18 protein-coding genes are annotated in these 22,467 nt (G+C 68.3%); 14 read left to right on the forward strand and 4 right to left on the reverse strand.

Annotated features, from left to right (window positions below; translation table 11 throughout):
- Nucleotides 1-146: 146 nt before the first annotated feature.
- The gene (locus ACTJKF_RS04665) at nt 147-1,337 is read left to right on the forward strand and encodes a helix-turn-helix transcriptional regulator (protein ID WP_440622395.1); all 1,191 of its coding nucleotides are present in this window, start codon (nt 147-149) and stop codon (nt 1,335-1,337) included.
- A 178-nt stretch (nt 1,338-1,515) separates the two neighbouring features.
- Here the strand turns inward: ACTJKF_RS04665 and ACTJKF_RS04670 are convergent, their stop codons facing one another.
- Both ACTJKF_RS04670 and ACTJKF_RS04675 read right to left on the reverse strand, forming a co-directional pair.
- On the reverse strand, nt 1,516-1,893 hold the full coding sequence (locus ACTJKF_RS04670) for a histidine kinase (protein ID WP_440622396.1): 378 nt from the start codon (nt 1,891-1,893) through the stop codon (nt 1,516-1,518).
- 57 nt (nt 1,894-1,950) lie between these two features.
- A complete protein-coding gene (locus ACTJKF_RS04675; RefSeq protein WP_440622435.1) occupies nt 1,951-2,688 on the reverse strand; it encodes a COG4705 family protein in 738 nt (245 codons plus the stop codon).
- A 404-nt stretch (nt 2,689-3,092) separates the two neighbouring features.
- On the opposite strand from ACTJKF_RS04675, the gene ACTJKF_RS04680 reads away from it, so the two are divergent.
- The 8 genes from ACTJKF_RS04680 to ACTJKF_RS04715 all read left to right on the forward strand — a co-directional run bounded on the left by ACTJKF_RS04680 (nt 3,093) and on the right by ACTJKF_RS04715 (nt 12,245).
- The gene (locus ACTJKF_RS04680) at nt 3,093-4,103 is read left to right on the forward strand and encodes a DNA-binding protein (protein WP_440622436.1); all 1,011 of its coding nucleotides are present in this window, start codon (nt 3,093-3,095) and stop codon (nt 4,101-4,103) included.
- Nucleotides 4,104-4,226: 123 nt separating this feature from the next.
- On the forward strand, nt 4,227-4,847 hold the full coding sequence (locus tag ACTJKF_RS04685; protein WP_440622397.1) for a TetR/AcrR family transcriptional regulator: 621 nt from the start codon (nt 4,227-4,229) through the stop codon (nt 4,845-4,847).
- Nucleotides 4,848-5,049: 202 nt separating this feature from the next.
- Nucleotides 5,050-6,093 (forward strand): NADP-dependent oxidoreductase, encoded by a 1,044-nt coding sequence (locus ACTJKF_RS04690; RefSeq protein ID WP_440622398.1) that lies wholly within the window; start codon nt 5,050-5,052, stop codon nt 6,091-6,093.
- Between the two features lie 82 nt (nt 6,094-6,175).
- The gene (locus ACTJKF_RS04695) at nt 6,176-6,475 is read left to right on the forward strand and encodes a putative quinol monooxygenase (RefSeq protein ID WP_440622400.1); all 300 of its coding nucleotides are present in this window, start codon (nt 6,176-6,178) and stop codon (nt 6,473-6,475) included.
- 134 nt (nt 6,476-6,609) lie between these two features.
- A complete protein-coding gene (locus tag ACTJKF_RS04700) occupies nt 6,610-7,065 on the forward strand; it encodes a (2Fe-2S)-binding protein (RefSeq protein WP_440622402.1) in 456 nt (151 codons plus the stop codon).
- Nucleotide 7,066: 1 nt separating this feature from the next.
- Nucleotides 7,067-9,286 carry a molybdopterin cofactor-binding domain-containing protein gene (locus tag ACTJKF_RS04705; RefSeq protein WP_440622403.1) on the forward strand — a complete coding sequence of 740 codons (2,220 nt, stop codon included), beginning with the start codon at nt 7,067-7,069 and terminating at the stop codon, nt 9,284-9,286.
- Between the two features lie 17 nt (nt 9,287-9,303).
- Nucleotides 9,304-10,638, forward strand: a complete 1,335-nt coding sequence (locus ACTJKF_RS04710; RefSeq protein WP_440622405.1) for a c-type cytochrome — start codon at nt 9,304-9,306, stop codon at nt 10,636-10,638.
- A gap of 161 nt (nt 10,639-10,799) precedes the next feature.
- On the forward strand, nt 10,800-12,245 hold the full coding sequence (locus ACTJKF_RS04715; RefSeq protein WP_440622407.1) for an NAD-dependent succinate-semialdehyde dehydrogenase: 1,446 nt from the start codon (nt 10,800-10,802) through the stop codon (nt 12,243-12,245).
- Nucleotides 12,246-12,423: 178 nt separating this feature from the next.
- On the opposite strand, the gene tagH is transcribed toward ACTJKF_RS04715, so the two are convergent.
- Together tagH and ACTJKF_RS04725 are read right to left on the reverse strand one after the other, a co-directional pair.
- On the reverse strand, nt 12,424-13,839 hold the full coding sequence (gene tagH, locus ACTJKF_RS04720; protein ID WP_440622409.1) for a type VI secretion system-associated FHA domain protein TagH: 1,416 nt from the start codon (nt 13,837-13,839) through the stop codon (nt 12,424-12,426).
- A gap of 47 nt (nt 13,840-13,886) precedes the next feature.
- Nucleotides 13,887-14,273 (reverse strand): TssQ family T6SS-associated lipoprotein, encoded by a 387-nt coding sequence (locus tag ACTJKF_RS04725; RefSeq protein ID WP_440622410.1) that lies wholly within the window; start codon nt 14,271-14,273, stop codon nt 13,887-13,889.
- Between the two features lie 629 nt (nt 14,274-14,902).
- Between ACTJKF_RS04725 and tssJ the strand changes: the two genes are divergently transcribed.
- The 5 genes from tssJ to tagF are packed head-to-tail and all read left to right on the forward strand — an operon-like array spanning nt 14,903 to nt 22,443.
- The gene (gene tssJ / locus ACTJKF_RS04730) at nt 14,903-15,418 is read left to right on the forward strand and encodes a type VI secretion system lipoprotein TssJ (protein WP_440622412.1); all 516 of its coding nucleotides are present in this window, start codon (nt 14,903-14,905) and stop codon (nt 15,416-15,418) included.
- Nucleotides 15,415-16,797, forward strand: a complete 1,383-nt coding sequence (gene tssK / locus ACTJKF_RS04735; protein WP_440622413.1) for a type VI secretion system baseplate subunit TssK — start codon at nt 15,415-15,417, stop codon at nt 16,795-16,797. Before tssJ ends, tssK begins: the two co-directional genes overlap by 4 nt.
- A gap of 15 nt (nt 16,798-16,812) precedes the next feature.
- Nucleotides 16,813-18,138 carry a DotU family type VI secretion system protein gene (locus ACTJKF_RS04740; RefSeq protein WP_440622415.1) on the forward strand — a complete coding sequence of 442 codons (1,326 nt, stop codon included), beginning with the start codon at nt 16,813-16,815 and terminating at the stop codon, nt 18,136-18,138.
- Between the two features lies 1 nt (nt 18,139).
- Nucleotides 18,140-21,769 (forward strand): type VI secretion system membrane subunit TssM, encoded by a 3,630-nt coding sequence (tssM, locus tag ACTJKF_RS04745; RefSeq protein WP_440622416.1) that lies wholly within the window; start codon nt 18,140-18,142, stop codon nt 21,767-21,769.
- Nucleotides 21,751-22,443, forward strand: a complete 693-nt coding sequence (gene tagF, locus ACTJKF_RS04750) for a type VI secretion system-associated protein TagF (RefSeq protein WP_440622418.1) — start codon at nt 21,751-21,753, stop codon at nt 22,441-22,443. The genes tssM and tagF overlap by 19 nt, the downstream gene beginning before the upstream one ends.
- Nucleotides 22,444-22,467 lie beyond the last annotated feature (24 nt).

A 22,467-nucleotide genomic window follows, 5' to 3' on the forward strand; every position in this document is an offset into this window, starting at 1 on the left:
GATTGGACGATGGTTCACGCGCCCGGATAGCCAAAGCTCACCATTCAGTGAATGTCCCGATGACGCCGGAATTAAGACGCGTCTTAATCATGGCGGCGCGGACGAATCGCACCGACAACGAGTTGCATGGAGGATGGAGCGTGTTGATGGAGACGAGATGGGCCCCGCAAGAGAGCCAGCCAACCCGCGATGAGGCCGACATCGGCGTCGCGGATTTCAGCGAGCTGATGGCGCGCATCTACCAGGGCCCGCTGGAAACGCCGCCGTGGGCGGGTGCGCTCGAGCTGGTTCGCCGGTTGCTGCAGGCGAACTACGTGACGCTGATCCTGCGTGCGGCCGCGAGCGACCGTCGCGCGCCGCTGTCCGTGCATGCGTCGGAATTCGGTCCGGTCGTGCCGGGCGACGGCGAGGCGTCGTACAACAACTACTACTATTCGCTCGACCCGTTCGTCGGCCTGCCGGCTGATCGCGTGGTCACGGTCGACGAGGTGTTCGGCGATACGGGCTGGCTGTCGAGCGAGCTGTACAAGCAGTTCCTGGAGCCGCAGGACGTGCGCTATATCCTCGGCGCCGACCTGCGCACGTCGTCGGGCGTCGAATGCCGGTTCCGCGTGTGCCGCAATCATGCGTCGAAGCAGTTCTCCGCGCGCGACAGAGCGATCTGCGCACTGCTGCTGCCGCACCTGAAGCGCGCGGTCGAACTGCATTCGCGGCTCGACACGGCCGAGGTCGAGCGGTCGATCTACGCGAACGCGATCAACCGGATGCAGATCGGCACGATCACGCTCGACGAGAACGGCACGATCATCGACACGAACAGCGTCGCAGACGAGATCCTCAAGCAGAACAACGGCCTGACGATTGCGCGCGGCACGATCGAGGCGACCGGCGCACAGGAGAACCGCACGCTCAAGCGGCTGATCCGCCACGCGGTGATGGGGCACCACGGCACGGCCGCGGCGATCGTCGAGGCGATGCCGATCACGCGCGGTTTCGACAAGCCGCGCCTCGGGCTGCTGGTGCGTACCGTGCTGCTGTCCGACTGGTCGGAGGACAACCGGCGCCGGCCGGCCGTCACGCTGTTCCTGCGCGACCCCGATCGCAAGCCGCAGGGCGCGCAGGAAATCATCCGCAAGCTGTTCGACCTGACGCCCGCCGAAACGTCGCTCGCGCTGCTGCTGACGAACGGGCTCACGCTCGAGGAAGCGGCGGAAGAGTCGGGGATCAGCAAGAACACCGCGCGCACGCATCTGCGCGCGATCTTCTCGAAGACGGGCGTGACGCGCCAGGCGACGCTCGTGCGGATCCTGCTCGGGAGCGTGGTGCCACTGGGTTGACCAACGGCTGCACGTCGTACGCCACCGCATCGATATCGCGAGCATTCGTCTGCCGATACCGCGACTGCGGTCGGCATGCGTGCGGCAATACGATCGCAACAGCATGATGTCAGCGAGGCTCGCGCGGTGCGAGCCTCTTTCGTTTGATGTGCCGACCGCGCGCCCGTTGCCTCGTCGCTTACTTCAGCAGCGCGAGCAGGTCGTCCAGCGATTGACGGCAGGCGGCGGCGTCGGGCTTGTCGGCACGCAGCGCGGCGAGCGCACGGTCGATCGCCTTGTCGATCACATGCCAGTCGGCGGCCGAACGCGGCTTCAACGACGGTTCCGCATCGTCCCATTTCGTTTCGAGATCCTTGATGCGGGTTTTCGCGCCCGGGAGATTGCCTGCGTCGACGAGTTTCCGGGTGTCCGTCACGATGGTGCGGAACCCGGACAGGTCGCCCAGTTTCGCAGCGGTAGCGGTTGCCGCGTAGGCGGGCGAGACGAGAATCGTCGAAACGGGGCCTGCGGCGAGTGCCGCGACGACGGAGACGAGCATCAGTTTGCGAGCGCGCATTTCATTTCCTTTGAGTGGTCGGACGGTGGAGTGCAACAAGACAGGACAACGCAGCGATCATCGAACGCTTGCCTGCCGGTTCGCGAGCGTCGTGCAGGCGACCAGCAGAACGATCGACGTGAGGAACACCGCGCTCGTCGTCGCGGCGCCCAGCCCGATGCCGCCGTATTCGCGGGCCTGGGACAGGAAATCGCCGAGCGATGCGCCGAGCGGGCGCGTGAGGATGTAGGCGAGCCAGAACGCGAGCACGCGATTCGCGCCCAGTCGCATCGAGACGGCCACCAGTGCGATCGCCGCGCCGAACGACACGATGCCGAGCCGGAATCCCAGGCCGAGCGCTTCGGTGGCCAGGTCGCCGGCGGCCGTGCCGAGGGCGAACGTCAGCAGGATCGCGGCCCAGTAGAACGCCTCGCGGCGTGTCGTGACGATGGTCTCGATCGACAACGTGTGTTCGCTGCGATACCAGAGGGCGAACAGGGCCGCGAGCGCGACGGCGAAGCATGCGGTGCTCGCGTACAGGCTGACGCCGAGCCCGTCGGTCAGTGCGTCGGTGATCTGCGTGCCGACGATGCTGACCAGCACCACGTTGAGCCAGTACAGCCACGGCACGCACGCTTTCGCGCGGAACTGCAGCACGAGCGCGCCGACGAGCAGCGAGGCCATCAACGCATCGGTGACCGGCACGCCCAAGCCGGCGCGCACGGCGAGATAGTCGGCGCCGGTTTCGCCGACGGTCGTCGACAGGATCTTGATGATCCAGAAGATGGCGGTGACGGCAGGCACCTTGTTCAGCATGGACGTCGATACGGCGGGCGGGCGCGGATTCACGGGTCGCTCCTTCAAAAGGCGCCGTCATCCGGGCGGCGCAGGGCGGAGACCTCGGGCGAGGACTGGGCGCCACTATGCAAGCTGGATTCTTAACGGATGCTTATCGGGTGAGGGCGATTCGAACGCGAGCCGCAAGCGGCAGGATGGACGGTGCCGGCCGGGCGCGGCGCCAACGGAATTTCCGCGGCAGTCGGCGCAGGAGAGGCCATGCGCGGGCGAGATGAGGGCGGACGCGAGTCGCATCCGGAAACCAGGAAGCTCGCCCATCGAATCTCGACATTATAGAAATAATGTCAAATTACTCGCGCTCATTGATTGGATACTTAACGGTTTACGTTATATTATTTATGAAATTCCCGACCCAGCATGCCATGTCCGACCTCGCCGCCGACGAACCCCGCCTGATCGCCGAAATCGACCGCCTCAAGGCCGACTTCCCGAAAACCCGCGAGCTGTACCGCGAGGTGTGCGCACTGATGTTCTTCCGCTTCGGCATCACGCCGACCGCGAACCGGCTGTATCAGCTCGTGCGCAAGGGCAGCATGAGCACCCCCACGGCGGTGCTCGGCGAGTTCTGGGCCGAGTTGCGGGAAAAGAGCCGCGTTCGCATCGAGCATCCGGATTTGCCGGCCGATCTGCAGGCCGCGGCGGGCGAGCTGGTTGCCGCGTTGTGGAGCCGGTCGAGCACCGAAGCGGCCTCCGCACTCGATGCGCTGCGCGCCGAGGTGGAAGCGGAGCGCGCCGCGGCGAAAGCGGAAGTCGCCGCATTGCAAACCGAACTGTCCCGCACCGAAACCGCGCTCGAGCAACGCACCGCGGCGCTGCTGACTGCGCAGGTGCGTATCCACGAACTGGAGCAGGCGAGGGCGGCCGACGACGCATCGCGCCGCGCGCTGCAAGCGGAAGTCGAACGGCTGAAGTCCGACAACGCGGACGCCGATCGCGCACTGGCCCGGGCACGGGCCGATTTCTCGGCGCAGCTCGACCGGCTGCGCGACGACGCGGGCCGGGCCGAGGAACGCTTGCGCGCCGCGGAAAAGCGGGCGCTTCAGGAAATCGATCGAGAAAGAGTGGCGGCGGCGCGGCTGCAAAAGGAACTCGACGCGGCCACGACACGCGCCGAACAGCGCGATACGCAGCAGCGCAAGGATCTCGCCGCCCTACAGGCGCAACTGGCCGACATGCAGCATCGCTGCGGGATGCTCGAGGGCCAGCTCGACGGCATGCGCGCGGCCAATGCAGCCTACGCGGCCGAGCGCGACGCATTGCGTGCCGAACGCGCGGCGCGCGCCCCGGTACGGAGGGCGCCGGGCCGCCCGGCTGGCGGCGGTCTGCGCGCGGCGAAGCCGGTCGCCAGGAAGCGCGCACCCAAGCCGGTGTGACATGGGCGCGACGGCAGGGTGGCGACGCATCCGCGATGCGACGCGATTCAGGTAAAGTGCCGCTCAACTTGCCGGCTCGACGTTACTAGACGACCGGTCTAATCGTTGCTAAGATACGCCATCATGAATGCATCTTCAGGCGCCGAAGTCCGCCAGCACATCCTGAATATCGCGAAGCCGATCATGCTCCACAAGGGGTTTTCGGCGGTCGGCCTGAACGAGATTCTCGCTGCGGCGGGCATCCCGAAGGGCTCGTTCTACCATTACTTCGGCTCGAAGGAGGCGTTCGGCGAGTCGCTGCTCGACGCGTATTTCGAAGGCTATCTCGAGCATCTCGACAACCTGCTCAAGCATCAGGCCGGCACGGGTGCGCAGCGCCTGATGACGTACTGGGGCAACTGGCTGCACACGCAGTGCGCCGACGATCCGGAGGGCAAGTGCCTCGCGGTGAAGCTCGGCGCGGAAGTGTCCGACTTGTCGGAGACGATGCGCGCGGTCTTGCGGCGCGGCACCGGCCAGATCATCGAGCGGCTTGCCGGCGGCATCGAGGCCGGGCTGGGCGACGGTTCGCTGAGCGGTGTCGAGGATCCGGCGCACACCGCCGCGATCCTGTACGAGCTGTGGCTTGGCGCAACGCTGCTGGAAAAGATTCACCGCGACCGCAAACCGCTCGAACGCGCGATGCGCGAAACGCGGCGGATGCTGAACCTGCCGCCCGTCGCGAACGACGGGGCGCAGGCGTAACGCAGGCGCGCATCGGCGCGCCTTGTTTTTACCCGAACTCTAGACGACTGGTCTACTCGAAAGGTAGTCTGAGTGCCCGACCCGCATGGCTGCGGCGCGCCGGCTTGATTGACCGGCACGGCCGCAGCCCTGCGCATCACGGTTGTCCAACGTTGATCCGATCGTGCCCATCGCACGCCCATTCCTGTTGACGGAGGTTCCCATGCCGCAAAGCAAGGCAGCAAACCGCAGAATCATCCTGAACGCGCGCCCGGTCGGCGCCCCCACCCCGAACGACTTCCGCACCGAAACCGGCGACGTGCCGGTGCCCGGCGCCGGCCAGGTGCTGCTGCGCACGGTCTGGCTGTCGCTCGATCCGTACATGCGCGGCCGGATGAGCGACGCGCCGTCGTATGCGCCGCCGGTCGAACTCGGCGACGTGATGGTCGGTGGCACGGTCAGCCGCGTCGTCGCGTCGAACCTGCCCGCGTATCGCGAAGGCGACCTGGTCGTCGCGGGCGGCGGCTGGCAGGACTATTCGCTGTCCGATGGCAGCGACCTCATTCCGCTCGGCCGGGAGGTCGCGCATCCGTCGCATGCGCTCGGCGTGCTCGGCATGCCGGGGTTCACCGCATACACCGGGCTGTTGAAGATCGGCGAGCCGAAGGCCGGCGAAACCGTGGTCGTCGCTGGCGCGAGCGGGGCGGTCGGGGCGGTGGTCGGCCAGATCGCGAAGCTGAAAGGCTGTCGCGTGATCGGCGTCGCGGGCGGTGCCGACAAGGTCGCGTACGTGAAGGACACGCTCGGTTTCGACGATGGCATCGATCACCGCGATCCGCAATTCGCGATCAAGCTGAAGGAAGCCTGCCCGAACGGCATCGACGTCTATTTCGAAAACGTCGGCGGCGCCGTGTTCGACGCGGTGTGGCCGCTGCTCAACGAGCATGCGCGCGTGCCGGTGTGCGGGCTGATCGCGCATTACAACGACACCGCGCTGCCGGCCGGCCCCGATCGCCTGCCGGCGCTGATGGCGACGATCCTGCGCAAGCGCATCCGGATGCAGGGTTTCATCATCCTCGATCACTATGCGACCGGCTATGCGCCGTTCCTGAAGGAGATGAGCGAGTGGGTCGCGCAGGGCAAGGTGAAGGCGCGCGAGGATGTGATCCCCGATCTGGCCGATGCGCCGAATGCGCTGATCGGCTTGCTCGCCGGCAGGAATTTCGGCAAGGTCGTCGTGCGCGTGGGCCCGGACGAACTGGCCTGAGGCGACATGTGCGTTTGCACGCCGGCGTCACCCGACGCCGGCTTATGGCATGCTCGATTCCCTTTCCCAAGGAGTGAAAAACATGGCGCTTTATGTGATGGCCTCGGTCTTTCCGAAACCCGAACACGCGCAAGCCGTCGAGGCCGAACTGCGCAGCATGGTCACGGCGACCCGCGCCGAACCCGGCAACCGCCGCTACGACCTGTTCCGCGAACAGGACGGCTCGCCGGCGCTGCACCTGTTCGAGATCTACGACGATCAAGCCGCGTTCGACGCGCACCTCGCGAGCCCGTATTTCACCGCGTTCAGCATCAAGTCGGCCGACTGGTTCTCGGCGCCGCCCGTCATCAAGGTGCTGTCGGGCATCGACACGGCCGACTAAGCCGCACTGAAGCATCGCCGCCGCGGCTCGCCCCCACCCGGGTCGCGCGGCAGCCGCTGCATTGCGCAACGGCGATGAACACCCCGGCGCGCCGGTCGCGCCGCTTCCCCGAATACACCGGCCCCGGAGGCTGAATGGTCACCCTCACTATCAACGGCGAGACCCGCACGGTCGACGCTCCCGACGACATGCCCCTGTTGTGGGTATTGCGCGACGTCGTCGGCCTGACCGGCACGAAATTCGGCTGCGGGATCGCGCAATGCGGCGCATGCACCGTGCATCTCGACGGCGTCGCCGCGCGCGCGTGCGTGCTGCCGGTCGCGGCCGTCGCGGGCCGCAAGATCACGACGATCGAAGCCGTCGGCGCGACGCCGGCCGGGCAGAAGGTTCAGCAAGCGTGGCGCGAGCTCGACGTCGTCCAGTGCGGCTACTGCCAGTCCGGGCAGGTGATGGCGGCCACGGCGCTGATCGCATCGAACCCGAATCCGAGCGACGCCGACATCGACGCGGCGATGGCCGGCAACATCTGCCGCTGCGGCACCTACAACCGGATTCGCGCGGCGGTCAAGCATGCCGCGAAGGGGAACTGACATGTCGCGAGGACTGACCGATGCGGGCCGGGCCGGCGCGCGCGTGTCGCGCCGTGCGTTTCTCAAGGCGGGCATGTCGCTCGGCGCGGCCGCGGGCGGCGGCTTGCTGCTCGGCTTCAGCATGCCGGCCGCCGGCGATGACGCACGCCGCTCGGTGATCGGCGGCGATGCCGACGAAAGCGCGCGTGCCGGCGTGTTCGCGCCGAACGCATTCGTGCAGATCGACCGCGGCGGCAAGGTCACGCTGGTGATGCCGAAGGTGGAAATGGGCCAGGGCGTCTACACGGCGCTCCCGATGCTGATCGCCGAAGAACTCGACGTGCCGCTGTCGAGCGTGACGCTCGACCATGCGCCGCCGAACGAGAAGCTGTTCCTCGATCCGCTGCTCGGCGGGCAACTGACGGGCGGCTCGACGTCGGTGCGCTACGCGTGGGAGCCGCTGCGCCGGGCCGGCGCGACCGCGCGCACGCTGCTGGTCGCGGCAGCCGCGAAGCAATGGCACGTCGATCCGGCCACCTGCCGCGCCGAAAACGGCGAAGTGCGGCACCCGCCGAGCGGCCGGCGTGCGTCTTACGGCCAGCTCGCGGACGCCGCGTCGAAGCTGCCGGTGCCGAAGGACGTCGCGCTGAAGCCGCCGGCGGATTTCAAGCTGATCGGCAAGCCGGTGAAGCGGCTCGATTCGCCGGAGAAGGTCGACGGCACCGCGCAGTTCGGCCTCGACGTGCGGCTGCCCGGCATGCTGTACGCGGTGATCGTGAACAGCCCGGTGTTCGGCGGCACGGTTGCCAGTGTCGACGACACGGCCGCGACGAAGATTCCCGGCGTGCGCCAGGTGGTGCGCGTCGACAACGCGGTCGCGGTGGTCGGCGATCACACGTGGGCCGCGAAGCGCGGCGCGTCGGCGCTCGTCGTCAAATGGAACGAGGGCGCGGACGCCAAGGTGTCGATGAAGGACATCGTCGCCGATCTCGCGCAAGCCGCCGCGACCGGCAAGGGCGCCGTCGCACGCAAGGACGGCGACGTCGGCAAGGCGTTCGCGAACGCAAAGACGCGTGTCGATGCCGTCTATGAACAGCCGTTCCTCGCACACGCGACGATGGAGCCCGTGAACTGCACGGTGCATGTGCGTCCGGACGGCTGCGAGGTGTGGCTCGGCACGCAGGTGCCGACGCGCGTGCGCGACACCGTGCAACGGATCACGGCCTTCCCGCCCGAGAAGATCGTCGTGCACAACCATCTGCTCGGCGGCGGTTTCGGCCGGCGCCTCGAGACGGACATGGTTGCGCAAGCGGTGAAGGTCGGCAGGCAGGTGAATGCACCCGTGAAGGTCGTGTGGACGCGCGAGGAAGATATCCAGCACGACATGTACCGCCCGTACTACTACGACAGGATCTCGGCCGGCCTCGACGCGAACGGCAAGCCGGTCGCCTGGCAGCACCGGATCGTCGGCTCGTCGATCCTCGCGCGTTTTGCGCCGCCCGCGTTCCAGAACGGTGTCGATCCCGATGCGGTGGAAGTCGCGGCGGAACTCCCGTACGATCTGCCGAACCAGCTCGTCGACTACGTGCGCCAGGAACCACGCCACGTGCCGACCGCGTTCTGGCGCGGTGTCGGCCCGACGCGCGGCACGTTCGTCGTCGAGAGCTTCATCGACGAGCTCGCCGCGCAGGCCAAGGCCGACCCCGTCCAGTATCGCCGCGCGCTGCTCGACAAGACGCCGCGTGCGCGCAACGTGCTCGACGTCGCGACGAAGGCGGCCGGGTGGGGCGCGCCGCTGCCGAAGGGGCAAGGGCGCGGCGTATCGGTGATGCACGCGTTCGGCAGCTTCTTCTCGATCGTCATCGACGTCGCGGTGGAGGACGGCGAGGTGCAGGTCAGGCGTGCCGTATGCGCGGTCGACTGCGGCATGACTGTCAATCCGAGCACGATCGAGGCGCAGGTGCAGGGCGGCATCATCTTCGGGATCACGGGCGCGCTGTATGGCGAGATCACGATCGAGGACGGCCGCGTCGTGCAGAGCAACTTCACCGACTACCGGATGATGCGCATCAACGAGACGCCGCCGATCGAGGTGCATCTCGTGAAGAGCGGCGAAGCGCCGGGCGGGATCGGCGAACCGGGCACCGCCGCGACCGCGGCGGCCCTGTCGAACGCGATCTTCGCGGCGACCGGCAAGCGGCTGCGCAAGCTGCCCGTCGGCAGCCAGCTGAAGTCGGTTTGACGGGAGGGGGCAGAATCATGCGAAACCTCACCCTGAATCGCCCGAGCCGCCTGAATCACGTCGCTCACACGCTCGGCGCATCGTTGATCGCGCTGTCCGCGCTGATGGCCGGCACGGCCGCGCATGCCGCGCAAGCGACGCCGGCCGGCGCCGACAGCGCGCTGGTCGCACGCGGCGCGTATCTCGCGAAGGCCGGCGACTGCGTGGCGTGCCACACCGCGCCGCGCGGCACGCCGTTCGCCGGCGGCCTGAAGATGGTCACGCCGATGGGCGCGATCTATACGACCAACATCACGCCCGACCCGGACACGGGCATCGGCGGCTATACGGAAGCCGAGTTCGCGGGCGCGCTGCGCGCGGGCGTCGCGAAGGACGGCCGTCACCTGTACCCGGCGATGCCCTATCCGTCATACGCGAAGCTGCGCGACGACGACGTGAAGGCGCTGTACGCATACTTCATGCACGGCGTCGAGCCGGTGAAGCAGGCGAACCGGGCATCCGACATCCCGTGGCCGCTCGACATGCGCTGGACGCTGGCGCTGTGGAACGCGGTGTTCCTGGACTCGACGCCGTACAGCGACAAGCCGTCGAAGGACGCGATGTGGAACCGCGGCGCGTATCTCGTGCAGGGGCTCGGGCATTGCGGGTCGTGCCATACGCCGCGCGGCGTCGGCTTCCAGGAGAAGGCGCTGGACGAAGGTGGCGCGGCGTTCCTGTCGGGCGCGCCGATCGACAACTGGTTCGCGTCGAACCTGACCGGCGAGCCCAATACGGGGCTCGGCCGCTGGAGCGACGCGGAGCTCGCGCAGTTCCTGAAAACCGGCGCGAACCGGCATGCGACCGCGTTCGGCTCGATGGTCAGCGTGATCAACCACAGCACGCAGGAACTGACCGACGACGACCTGGCGGCGATGTCCCGCTACCTGAAGTCGTTGCCCGCCGCGGGCGGCACGGGCGCGCCGCCATACCGTCATGATCCGAAGGCGACGCAGGTTGCGTTGAGTCGGCCGGCGAACGATCCGGGCGCAAAGGTGTATAACGCTTACTGCCTGCACTGCCATGGCGTGGACGGCCGCGGCTACGCGCCGCTGCTCGCGCCGATCGCCGGCAATCCGAACGTGCTCGAGGCCGATGCATCGTCGCTGATCAACGTGACCCTGAACGGCAGCGACACGCTCGTGATCGGCGGCGTGCCTTCCGCGTATCCGATGCCGGCGTTCGCGAACGAGCTGAACGATCGGCAGATCGCCGACGTGCTGACGTTCATGCGCGCCGGCTGGAACAACGGCGCGCCGGCCGTGCAGGCGGCGGACGTCGCGAAACTCCGCAAGGCGACGGCGACCGCGCGCTGAGCGCGGCCGACCGTGGCGGATGACGACGGGCATGCGTGCCGCGTGCCTGTCGTCGAACGTTGCCGGGTGCATCGCGCCTGGCCACGCAGCTTTTTCTGTCAACCGGCGCGCGGCCGTTCGCGGCTGCGCGCGTTTTATCGACGTAAAACTGGGGTGTCTGGATGGCTAACGTGACTTATACGGATACGCAACTGCTGATCGACGGCGAGTGGGTCGACGCCGCGACCGGCAAGACGATCGACGTCGTGAACCCGGCGACGGGCAAGGTGATCGGCAAGGTGGCCCACGCGGGCATCGCCGATCTCGATCGCGCACTGGCTGCGGCGCAGCGCGGTTTCGAAGCATGGCGCAAGGTGCCGGCGCACGAACGCGCGGCGACGATGCGCAAGGCGGCCGCATTGGTGCGCGAGCGCGCCGATACGATCGCGCAGCTGATGACGCAGGAGCAGGGCAAGCCGCTGACGGAAGCGCGTGTCGAAGTGCTGTCGGCCGCCGACATCATCGAATGGTTCGCGGACGAAGGCCGCCGCGTGTACGGCCGGATCGTGCCGCCGCGCAATCTCGGCGCGCAGCAGACGGTCGTGAAGGAGCCGGTCGGTCCGGTCGCGGCATTCACGCCGTGGAATTTCCCGGTCAACCAGGTCGTGCGCAAGCTGAGCGCCGCGCTCGCGACCGGCTGTTCGTTCCTCGTGAAGGCGCCGGAAGAAACCCCTGCGTCGCCGGCCGCGCTGCTGCGCGCGTTCGTCGACGCAGGTGTGCCGGCCGGCGTGATCGGCCTCGTGTACGGCGATCCGGCGGAAATCTCGTCGTACCTGATTCCGCATCCGGTGATCCGCAAGGTCACGTTCACGGGCTCGACGCCGGTCGGCAAGCAGCTCGCGGCGCTCGCGGGCCAGCACATGAAGCGCGCGACGATGGAGCTGGGCGGCCACGCGCCGGTGATCGTCGCCGAGGATGCGGATGTCGCGCTGGCGGTGAAGGCCGCCGGTGGCGCGAAATTCCGCAACGCGGGCCAGGTGTGCATCTCGCCGACGCGTTTCCTCGTGCACAACAGCATCCGCGACGAATTCACGCGCGCGCTCGTCGCGCATGCGCAGGGGCTGAAGGTCGGCAACGGCCTCGAGGAAGGCACGACGCTCGGCGCGCTGGCGAACCCGCGCCGGCTGACCGCGATGGCGTCGGTCGTCGAGAACGCGCGCAAGGTCGGCGCGAGCATCGAGACCGGCGGCGAGCGGGTTGGCTCGGAAGGCAACTTCTTCGCGCCGACCGTGATCGCGAACGTGCCGCTCGAAGCGGACGTGTTCAACAACGAGCCGTTCGGCCCGGTCGCGGCGATCCGTGGCTTCGACAGGCTCGAGGACGCGATCGGGGAAGCGAACCGTCTGCCGTTCGGGCTGGCCGGCTACGCGTTCACGCGTTCGTTCGCGAACGTGCATCTGCTGACGCAGCGCCTCGAAGTCGGCATGCTGTGGATCAACCAGCCGGCGACGCCGTGGCCGGAAATGCCGTTCGGCGGCGTGAAGGATTCGGGCTACGGTTCGGAAGGCGGGCCGGAAGCGCTGGAGCCGTATCTCGTCACGAAGTCGGTGACGGTGATGGCGGTCTGACGACCGTTCGACGGCGTGCGTGCTGCCGTTGGCGCGGCGCGCACGTTGAGTAGTCGGTTGCAGGCCGGGTGTTGTGCCCGGCCTTGTTGTTTCTGGTTCTTTCCGCTTCGTTCGCTGCCGGCTTTGCCCGGCAATGGCGGTCGCTCCCATCGAGCATTGGACAGATGGCGTTCGCCGCTCAATGCCGGCTGCTGCCGCGATAGCTCTCCACTTCCGCGTCGTACGCCGCCAGAAACGCCTTGCCGAACACCGACGCGAAATCGTCCTCGATCGCGAACACCGTGTCGCGATGGGTCGCCGTGTAGCGATCCCACATCCTTGCCTTGTACAGCGCCGGCACGCGCTTCTCGTACCAGCGCATCGCATCGTCGCGCTCGCGCAGCCGTTGCGGCGAAAAACGCGTCAGCAGATCCATCAGCGCGGCGCGCATGCCCGCGACCATGCCGATCTGGTGCGCATGCAGATCCTGGAACGCGTCGCTGACCGCGCTCTGCGGCGACATGAAGCCCGGCAGCGGCAGCCCGAACATCTGGCGCAGCACCGCGCCGCCGTCCGGCAGCAGCTTCAGCGGATTGTTCTCGCGATCGAGCAGCATCGTCATGTGCGCCTTCACCTCCCGCTTCAGGATGCTGCGCGACGACAGCAGCTCGACCGTGCCGTTCGCGAACAGCGCCAGCAACTGTCCGGCGATGTACAGCTGTTCGGCCGACCACTGATGCGATTCGGCGGCCGCATCGAGTCCTGCGCCCTCGAAGAATGCGTTCAGCAATTCATCGGGCGTCGGCACGCGGTGCGGCTGCGGGGCAGCCTCGTCGGCCGGCCGCGGCTCGGCGTGCGCCGCCGCCGGCTGCACGCGCACGTGCTGCGTCCACTCGGGCGCATGGTCGGCCTGCGTCGCGGACGGCGCGTCGCGCCCTGCATTGCCGCGCTCGGCCGATGACGCCGGACCCGATGCGCCGATATCGGGCGACGGCTGCGTGAACAGGTCGAGCGGATCGATTGACAGCTGATTCAGGTCGCGCTGCGACGGCGCCGGAGATGCGGCCGGCGCGGTGCGGCTCGCCGGCCGCTCCGCGTCCTTGCGTGCCGCGCCGGACCGCACGCCGGCGTCCACCGCCTTGCCGCGCGGCACAAGGCGATCCTGCAGCAGCCCCCACAGCCGGTTGCCGGCGCCTTTCGCGTCGCCGTGCGGGCGCGCGGCGGTTTCCTGCGTGCGCGGCAGGTCGGCGCGCGCGCCGGCATCGGAGGGCATGTCGACGACCGGCGCATCCTGCCCATCGTCGCGCTCGGCCCGCAGCACGTACGGCCCGATGCGGATGATGTCGCCGGTATTGAGCGGGCGCTCCTGTGCATAGCCGACCGGCTCGCGATTCACCTCGATGGTCGACACGCTGCTCAGGTTCCTCAGCAGACACGCGTCGTCACCCACCTGCAGCAGGGCCTGCAGCCGGGAAATCTGCCGGGTGTCGTCGCGCAGCACGAGATGATTGTCGGTGGCCCGGCCGATGGTGCCGCCGGGCGGGTGGAACACGACGGCGTCGTAGGAGTCGCTTTCGACCGGCTCGCCGGCGTGTTCGATCACGATCAGTTGCATGTCATACGTCGCTCGGTGGTGAAGCGCTCGCGGGGAAACCGGTTCGGTCAGGATGACGACGCATGTCTGCGGCGCGCGAATTCGAACGCGGGCCCCCAGATCGGATGCCCCTTCTCGGCGGGGGACAAGTCGAAGCGCGGGTTGAGGTCGAGAATCTTGGAGAACTCGGCGCGGCATTGCGCGATGCGGTTCGTCACGCAATAGCTGAACGCGAGCAGCTTGTGCGCGGCGACCTGCGTGTCGGTGTCGGCCCCGTCGATCTCCTTCGCCCGGCTCAGGATCGCAATCGTGCGTCCGTAGTCGCCCGCGCCATAGGCCGCGCGCGCGCTGTCGACCGCGGCGCGCGCAGCCGACTGCGTGGGGGACGTGCCGCATCCGCCGACTCCCAGCAACAAGGCGCCGAGAAAAATCACGATCGATGAACGGCCTTTCATTTTGGAATGAATTTTTTGCGTGATTGGAAGGTGTTGCGCAAGCGCTGTTGGATTCTAGTGCCAATCATGCCGATCGATGCCGTCGTTACACTTTGTTTCAATTGGAAAAATGCGTTCGAGTTACCACTCAAATCAATTCCCGGTTTTCGACTTGTTAATCCATAAAATCGATTCTATAGTTCGCTGTGCTTTTTGGATTCGTCAGTTGTTTGCCCGGTGCCCGTCAATGGCCGAAGAAGCGGGCCGTCCGTTCGGCCAACGCAAACAGCCTGGCACGACCCACGGGGCGTGACCACCCACCGCCGACGGCTGGCAGGCTTGGGTTCAGCGTCCATACAGCAAATGTCCATGCAAGAGAACCGGGCCGCCGCCGCGAACCGGTCGAATTAACACGTCTTCTCGAAATGACCGAAATCAATTCAATCCATTGTCATTACCCCAATTTCGACCCCGGCTCGTAATTGGCGATTTGACCCGGCTTTTTACAAGAATAAATTGCCGCATGGAATTTAACGGAAGGGTATGCGAGTCACATAATTACCGGTCAATTAATTGTCCCTTTTTAATCCGGAGCTCCGATTTCGCTTATGGAAATCGGCGGGGGAATTATTGCGCTGCGAGGGTGGAATATGCGTTGGCGGTCCAGCGGGTTCATCGTGTTGGGATGTGCATTGCTGTTGCCCGGATGCGGCGCCACCGAGCGGGCCGCCGCGGTGCCGTATGCGATCACGGTCGACGTTGCGCCCGACGTCAACCCTGACCTCAACCGCAGGCCGTCGCCAATCGTGCTGAAGGTGTTCCAGCTGCGCGCGGCGTCGGCGTTCGATGGTGCCGATTTCTTCTCGCTCCAGGACAAGCCCGAGAACATCCTCGGCGCGGACCTCCTCGGCACCGACCGCGTGATCCTGCGGCCGGGCGAGTCGCGCACGCTGCACTACCGCGGCAATGTCGAGGCCGGTGCGATCGGCGTGATCGCCGAGTACCGGATGCTCGACAGGAACCGCTGGCGCCTGACGGTGCCGCTGCCGCGCGCGAGGCAGCTCAACGTATACAAGTTCTGGCAGACGTCGCCCGGTGAGCTGAAGCTGTCGATCGCGGTCAGGAACGGCGGTCTCGCGTTGAACGACACGCGGGGGCGCCCATGACGGAACCGACGATGTCCGCGACGCCGGTCGCCGCGCTGCGTCAGCGCGTGGTGTGGACCGAAGGGATGTTCCTGCGGCCGCAGCATTTCCAGCAGCTCGAACGGCACTGGGAACGCTACGTCGCGCTGCGCTGCCTGCCGCTGCAGGGGTTTTACTGGGGCTTCGACACACTCGAGATCGACCGTGAGCAGCTGGCGCTCGGCAAGGTCGCGTTGCGGGCGGCGACGGGCGTGATGCGCGACGGTACGCCGTTCGACCTGTCGCATCCCGACGATCTGCCCGAACCGCTCGACATACCGGCCGATGCGAAGGACCGGCTCGTCGTGCTCGCGCTGCCGCGCTGGCGCGGCGGCGGCGAGGAGGTGTCGTTCGGCGCGGACGCGGGCGGCAGCGGCAACGCGGACGTCGCCCGCTACGTCGTGCGCGAATACGAAGTGGCCGATGCGAACGCGGTCGCGCTCGGCCCCGCGCTGCTGCAGACGGGGCGCCTGAACGTCCGGCTGATGCTCGACACCGAGCTGACCGGCGACTGGCATGCGCTCGGCGTCGTGCGGATCGTCGAGCGGCGCACCGACGCGCGGCTGCTCGTCGACGACGGCTACATCCCGCCGCGCCTGGTCGCGCAGCGCGACCCGGCATTGCTCGCCTACACGCGCGAACTGCACGGACTGCTCACGCAGCGCAGCGACGCGCTGGCCGAGCGCCTGTCGGAACCGGGGCGCGGCGGCGTCTCGGAAGTCGCGGATTTCCTGCTGCTGCAGCTCGTGAACCGCTACCTGGCGCTGACCTGGCACGCGCAGCAGGACGTCGCGACGCATCCGGAGGCGCTGTTTCGCGACTGGCTGAAGCTCGCGTGCGACCTCAGCACGTTCACGGCGGCCGGCCGGCGCCCGCAATCGCTCGCGGTCTACGTGCACGACGACCTGCGCACGAGCTTCGCCGAACTGATGACGGAGCTGCGCCGGTCGCTGTCGACGGTGCTGGAGCAGAACGCGATCCAGATCGAGCTGCGCGACGCGGGCAACGGCATCCGGGTCGCGACGCTCGCCGATCCCGCGCTGCGCGACACGGCCGGCTTCGTGCTCGCGGTGCGCGCCGACATACCGGCCGACAGCCTGCGCGCGCGGTTTCCCGCGCAGGCGAAGCTCGGCCCGGTCGAGCGGATCCGCGACCTGGTGCAGTTGCAGCTGCCGGGCATCACGATGCGCCAGTTGCCGGTCGCGCCGCGGCAGATCCCGTATCACGCCGGACATACGTACTTCGAGATCGACAAGGGCAGCGACCTGTGGAAGCAGCTGGCGCGCTCCGGCGGTCTGGCATTTCATTTCGCCGGCGAATTCCCCGGGCTCTCGATGGAATTCTGGGCGATACGCGGGTGAGGGCGGGACAGCACGATGAATTCTTCCTCCGATTCGATCTCCGCCGGCACAGGCGGATTCGTGCCGCCGAATCCGGGTGGCATGCATCCGGCCGCCGCAGCCAGTGCGACCGGGCCGACGGCCACGCAACCGCGCCCCGGCCGCTGGGCCGCGAGCGGCACGAACCCGCTCGTCGCGGCCGCGAACCCGCTGCTCAATCTCGTGCCGCAGATCCGTTCGACCGTCCATCATCCGAATCCGGCATGGCTGCGCGAGCATCTCGTCGTCGAGATCCGCCAGTTCGAGGCGCGCGCGCAGGAAGCCGGCGTGCCGTCGGAGGCGATCATCGGCGCGCGCTACTGTCTGTGCACGGCGCTCGACGAAGCGGCCGCGCTGACGCCGTGGGGCGGCAGCGTGTGGTCGTCGCACAGCCTGCTCGTGTCGTTCCACAACGAAACCTGGGGCGGCGAGAAGTTCTTCCACCTGCTCGAACGGCTGTCGCAGCAACCGCGTCAGCACCTCGATCTGCTGGAACTGCTGTATTTCTGTCTGGCGCTCGGTTTCGAGGGGCGCTATCGGGTGCTCGACAATGGCCATGCGGAGCTCGACGCGCTGCGCTGGCAGCTGGCTCACACGATCCGTTCGGTGCGCGGCGAATTCGATCCCGCGTTGTCGCCGCACTGGCGCGACATCGTCACGCGCGACGTGTCGCGCCGCTTCGTCGTGCCGCTGTGGGTCTGCGTGGCGCTCGCGCTGTTGATCGGCTTCGGCGTGTTCGTCGGGCTGCGCGTCGCGCTGGCCGGACATTCGGACCAGCTGTTCGCGTCGATCGACGCGCTGCACGTGCCGAAGCTGCAGCCCGCGCAGGCGCCGCCGCGCCCGGCGCCGGTGCCGCGGGTCGCGAAGTTCCTGGCCCCCGAGATCGCGGCCGGCCTCGTGTCGGTGCGCGACGACGCCGATCGCAGCGTGATCGTGCTGCGCGGCGACGGGCTGTTCAAGTCCGGCTCGACGTCGGTGATCGACCGTTACGCGCCGGTGCTCGCGCGGGTCGCGGATGCGCTGAACCAGGTGCCCGGCCACGTGCGCGTGACCGGCTATACCGACGACACGCCGGTGCACACGGCACGCTTCGCGTCGAACTGGGATCTGTCGCGCGAACGCGCGGAGGCCGTGCGCAGCATGATCGCCGCGCGCCTCGATCATCCGGAGCGGCTCGCGGCAGAAGGGCGCGGCACGCTCGATCCGGTCGCGCCGAACGATACGCCCGCGAACCGCGCGCTGAACCGGCGCGTCGAGATCACGCTGCTGCCGGCGCCCGGCAGTCTCGCCGTCGGCGCGCGCGCGACGCAGGGAGCCAACTGACATGAACCAGGCTGTCGCGCGTTTCGTCCGGCCGTTGCCGTCGCGGGAAATCTGGACCTTCGCCGGTCTCGTCGTGCTCGCGTGCTTCGTGTGGCTCGCCGGGCCGCTGTTCGCGTTCGCCGAAATCCGGCCACTCGAGAGCGGCTGGGCGCGCGCGGTGACGATCGCCGCGCTGTTCGCCGCGTGGGGCGCACGCGTCGCGTGGCGCAGCTGGCACGCGAGCCGCCTGAACGCGCAGTTGCTGAACCAGTTGCGCGCCGCCGCGCCCGGGCCGGCCACCGTCGACGATCCGGCCAAGGCCCAGCTCGACGAGCTGCGCAGCCGCTTCGACGAGGCCGCGACGCTGCTGAAGAAAGTCCGCTTCGGCCAGGCGGACAGCGCGCGCAAGGGGCTGGCGCGCTGGTTCGACCGGATGTCGCGCCAGTATCTGTACCAGCTCCCGTGGTACGTGTTCATCGGCGCGCCGGGCTCGGGCAAGACGACCGCGCTGGTCAATTCCGGGCTCAGTTTTCCGCTCGCCGAGCAGTTCGGCCGCGCGGCGATTCGCGGCGTGGGCGGCACCCGGCACTGCGACTGGTGGTTCACGAACGACGCGGTGCTGATCGACACGGCCGGCCGCTATACGACGCACGAGGGCAATCGCGCGCTCGACGAAGCCGAGTGGAAGGGCTTCGTCGAGCTGCTGAAGAAGTACCGCACGCGCCAGCCGCTGAACGGCGCGATGCTGACGATCAGCGTCGCCGACCTGGTCGGGGCGTCGGAGGCCGAGCGCACGCAGCACGCGATGGTGCTGCGCAAGCGGCTGCTCGAACTGCGCGCGCAGCTCGGCATCCGGTTTCCCGTCTACCTGCTCGTGACGAAGGCCGACCTGCTGGCCGGCTTCGCCGAGTATTTCGGCACCTTCGGCCGCGCGGAATGCGCGCAGGTGTGGGGCTTCACGTTTCCGCTCGCGCAGAGCGAGGCGCCGGGCTTCGACCTGCGCGCCGCATTCGACCGCGAATACCGGCTGCTGCACCAGCGGCTGAACGACGGACTGCCCGAGCTGCTCGCGACGCAGACCGATGCGCGCCAGCGCGAGATGGCGTACCTGCTGCCGCAGCAGGTCGCCGACCTGCAGGACATGCTCGGCCAGTTCGTCGCCGAGGTGTTTTCCGTATCGAGCTTCGAACCGATGCCGATGCTGCGCGGCGTGTACCTGACGAGCGGCACGCAGGAGGGCACCGCGTTCGACCGCGTGATGAGCGGCATCAAGCGCTTCCTGAAGATCGAAGGCGTGCCGCCGGTCGCGCAGGTCGGCTCGACCGGGCGCAGCTTCTTCCTGAAGTCGCTGCTGCAGGAGCACATCTTCCGCGAAGCCGCGCTCGCCGGCAGCGACCTGCGCTGGCATCAGAAGCGGCGCGTGCTGCAGATCGCCGGCTACGCGCTGCTGGCCGTCGTGAGCGTGGTCGTGCTGGCCGCGTGGCTGCGCAGCTATGCGAACAATCGCGCGTATCTCGACCGGATCGCGCAGCGCGTGCCGGCCGTCGATGCGCAGATCGCCGGTGCGAAGTTCTCGGAGGCGGCCGACATCGCGCGGCTGCTGCCGGTGCTCGACGCGCTCGGCGGGCTCGCGAATGCCGGCGGCGTCGACCGGTCGCATCCGCCGCTCGCATACCGCTGGGGGCTCTTTCAGGGCGAGAAGATCGACGAGGCCGTCGACGCCGTGTACCGGCGCGCGCTCGACGACGTGCTGCTGCCGATCGCCGCGCGCCGGATGGAGGCCGCGCTGAGCGATGCACGGCCCGACGAAACCGACTACGCGTATGCGGCGCTGAAGGCGTACCTGATGCTGTACGACAGCGCGCACTACGACCCCGCGTTCGTGCAGGCCGTCGTCGACCTGGAAATGGAGCGCGCGCTGCCGCCCGATTTCTCGCCGGCCGAACGCTCGGCGCTGCGCGCGCATCTCGCCGCGCTGTTCGGCAACCGGGTGGCCGTGTCGCCGTATCCGATGAACGAGCGGCTCGTGGCCGACGTGCGCGACCGGCTGCGCCAGGTGCCGTTCTCGCAGCGGCTGTACCGCCAGCTCACGCGCACGCTGCGGCCGGCGACGTCCGCATTCGATTTCAACGTCGCACGCGCGGTGGGGCCCGACGCATCGCTGGTGTTCCGCCGCCAGAGCGGCAAGCCGCTGTCGGAAGGCGTGCCGGGCCTGTATACGCGCAACGGTTATCGCAACGTGTTCTCGCCGCGCCTCGCCGGCGAGGTCGACGCGTACGGCCACGAGGAGGTGTGGGTGCTGAACCTCGGGCTATCCGAGATCCCCGGGCCGAACGACGCCGGCGCGTGGGCGCGCGACATCCGCCAGCTGTACCTGAACGACTACCTGAAGATCTGGGACGACTATCTCGCCGATATCAAGCTGCAGCACACGGCGACGCTCGCGCAGAGCATCCAGGTCGCGCGTGCGCTGTCGTCGGCGGATTCGCCGCTCACGCGGCTGATGATCGCGCTGGCGCGCGACACGGCGCTCGGCGACACGCCGGGCGGCGCACGCACGCTCGCGTCGCGCGCGCAGGACAAGGTCGACGAGGCGCGCAGCTCGCTGTCGCAGATCTTCGCGGGGCAGGGCGCGAGCGACGCGAATCCGTCCGCGGCGGCGCCCGCGAGCCCCGAGCAGGTGGTCGACAGTCACTTCGCCGGATTGCGCGCATTCGCGCCGGGCAGCGGCGACCAGGCGCAGGCATTCGACGCGGTGCTGAAGTCGATCGACGCGCTCTATACGTACCTGACGGCCACCGACGACGCACTGCGCAGCGGCGCCCAGCCGCCGCCGTCCGACGCGCCCGCACGGCTGCGCGCGCAGGCCGGCCGGCTGCCGACACCGTTCCGCGACGTGCTCGACGATCTGTCGAACGTCGCGAACGGCAGCGTCGCAACCGTCGAGCAGCGCAGCGTCGCGCAGCGGGCTGGCGCGAACGTCGGCGACTTCTGCCGGCAGGCGATCGCGGGCCGCTATCCGTTCGCGCGCGGCTCGTCGCGCGACGTCGCGCCGGCGGACTTCGCGCAGATGTTCGCGCCCGGCGGCCTGATGGACGATTTCTTCCAGAAGAACCTGCAGTCGATCGTCGATACGACGTCGCACCCGTGGCGTTTCGCGAACCGCAATGCGGATGCCGATCCGGCGGCGGCCGCGATGCTTGCGTCGTTCGAGAAGGCCGCGGTGATTCGCGACGTCTATTTCGGCGGCGGCGCGCGCACCGCGCAACTGAAGGTGCAGATCCAGCCGCTCGAAATGGATCCGTCGATCACGGAGATGGTGCTCGACGTCGACGGCCAGGTCGTCCGCTATGCGCACGGCCCGCTCGTGCAGAGCGCGGTGGACTGGCCGGGCCCGCGCGGCAGCAACCAGGTGCGGCTGCAGGTATCGGGGCAGGCCGGCACGACCGACGGCTTCACGACCGGCGGGCCGTGGGCGCTGCACCGGCTGTTCGACCGCGCGGCCGTGTCGGCCGGACGCGGCTCGGACCAGATGGTCGCGCGCTTCACCGTCGACGGAAAACCGCTGGTACTGCAGGTGAATGCGGGCAGTGTCCGCAATCCGTTCAGGCTGCCCCAGATGGAGTCCTTTACATGCCCTCCGAAGCAATGAGCCGCCTCCCGCCGCTCACGCGCGCCGATGGCGACGCCCCGGCCTGGTACGGAAAGATTCCCGGCGCCGGCGACTTCGTGAACAGCCGGCTGCCGCACGCGCTCGCGCTGTGGTGGGAACGCTGGCTTCAGCAGGGGATGGCCGCGATGCGCCAGCGCGGCCCGGACGAGATCGCGCGCCACTACACGGTCGCACCGGTGTGGAACTTCCTGGTGCCGGCGGGCGCCGGCGCATCGTGCGTGCAGGCCGGCTGTCTCGCGCCAAGCTGCGACCGCGTCGGGCGTTACTACCCGGTGATCGTCACGCTGCCGATGCCGGCAACCGATTACTGGAACGGGCTGCCGGACGCCGCCGACGCGTTCTACTGGCAGATCGGCCATGCACTGCTCGACGCGATCCGGCATGCGCGCGCGCCGGCCGATCTCGAGCAGACGCTCGACCGCGTGCGGCTCGCGCCGGGCGGCGGGTTGCCGGCGGAAGTCGTCGACGCGAGGCCGGCGACGCTGCCGGAGCGGCCGGCGCTCACCGCGTGGCCCGGGCTGTCCGGCTATTTCGATCCGCACGGCGGGACGAGCTTCTGGTGGACCAATCGTGCCGACGGCTCGCCGCTGCGCACGCATGCGCATACGGGCGTGCCCGACAACGCGCTGTTCCTGACGCTGTTCGGCGGCTAGCAGCGGGCGGCGGGCAACACGGAT

The sequence above is a fragment of the Burkholderia sp. 22313 genome (assembly GCF_052045245.1).
Lineage (GTDB): Bacteria > Pseudomonadota > Gammaproteobacteria > Burkholderiales > Burkholderiaceae > Burkholderia.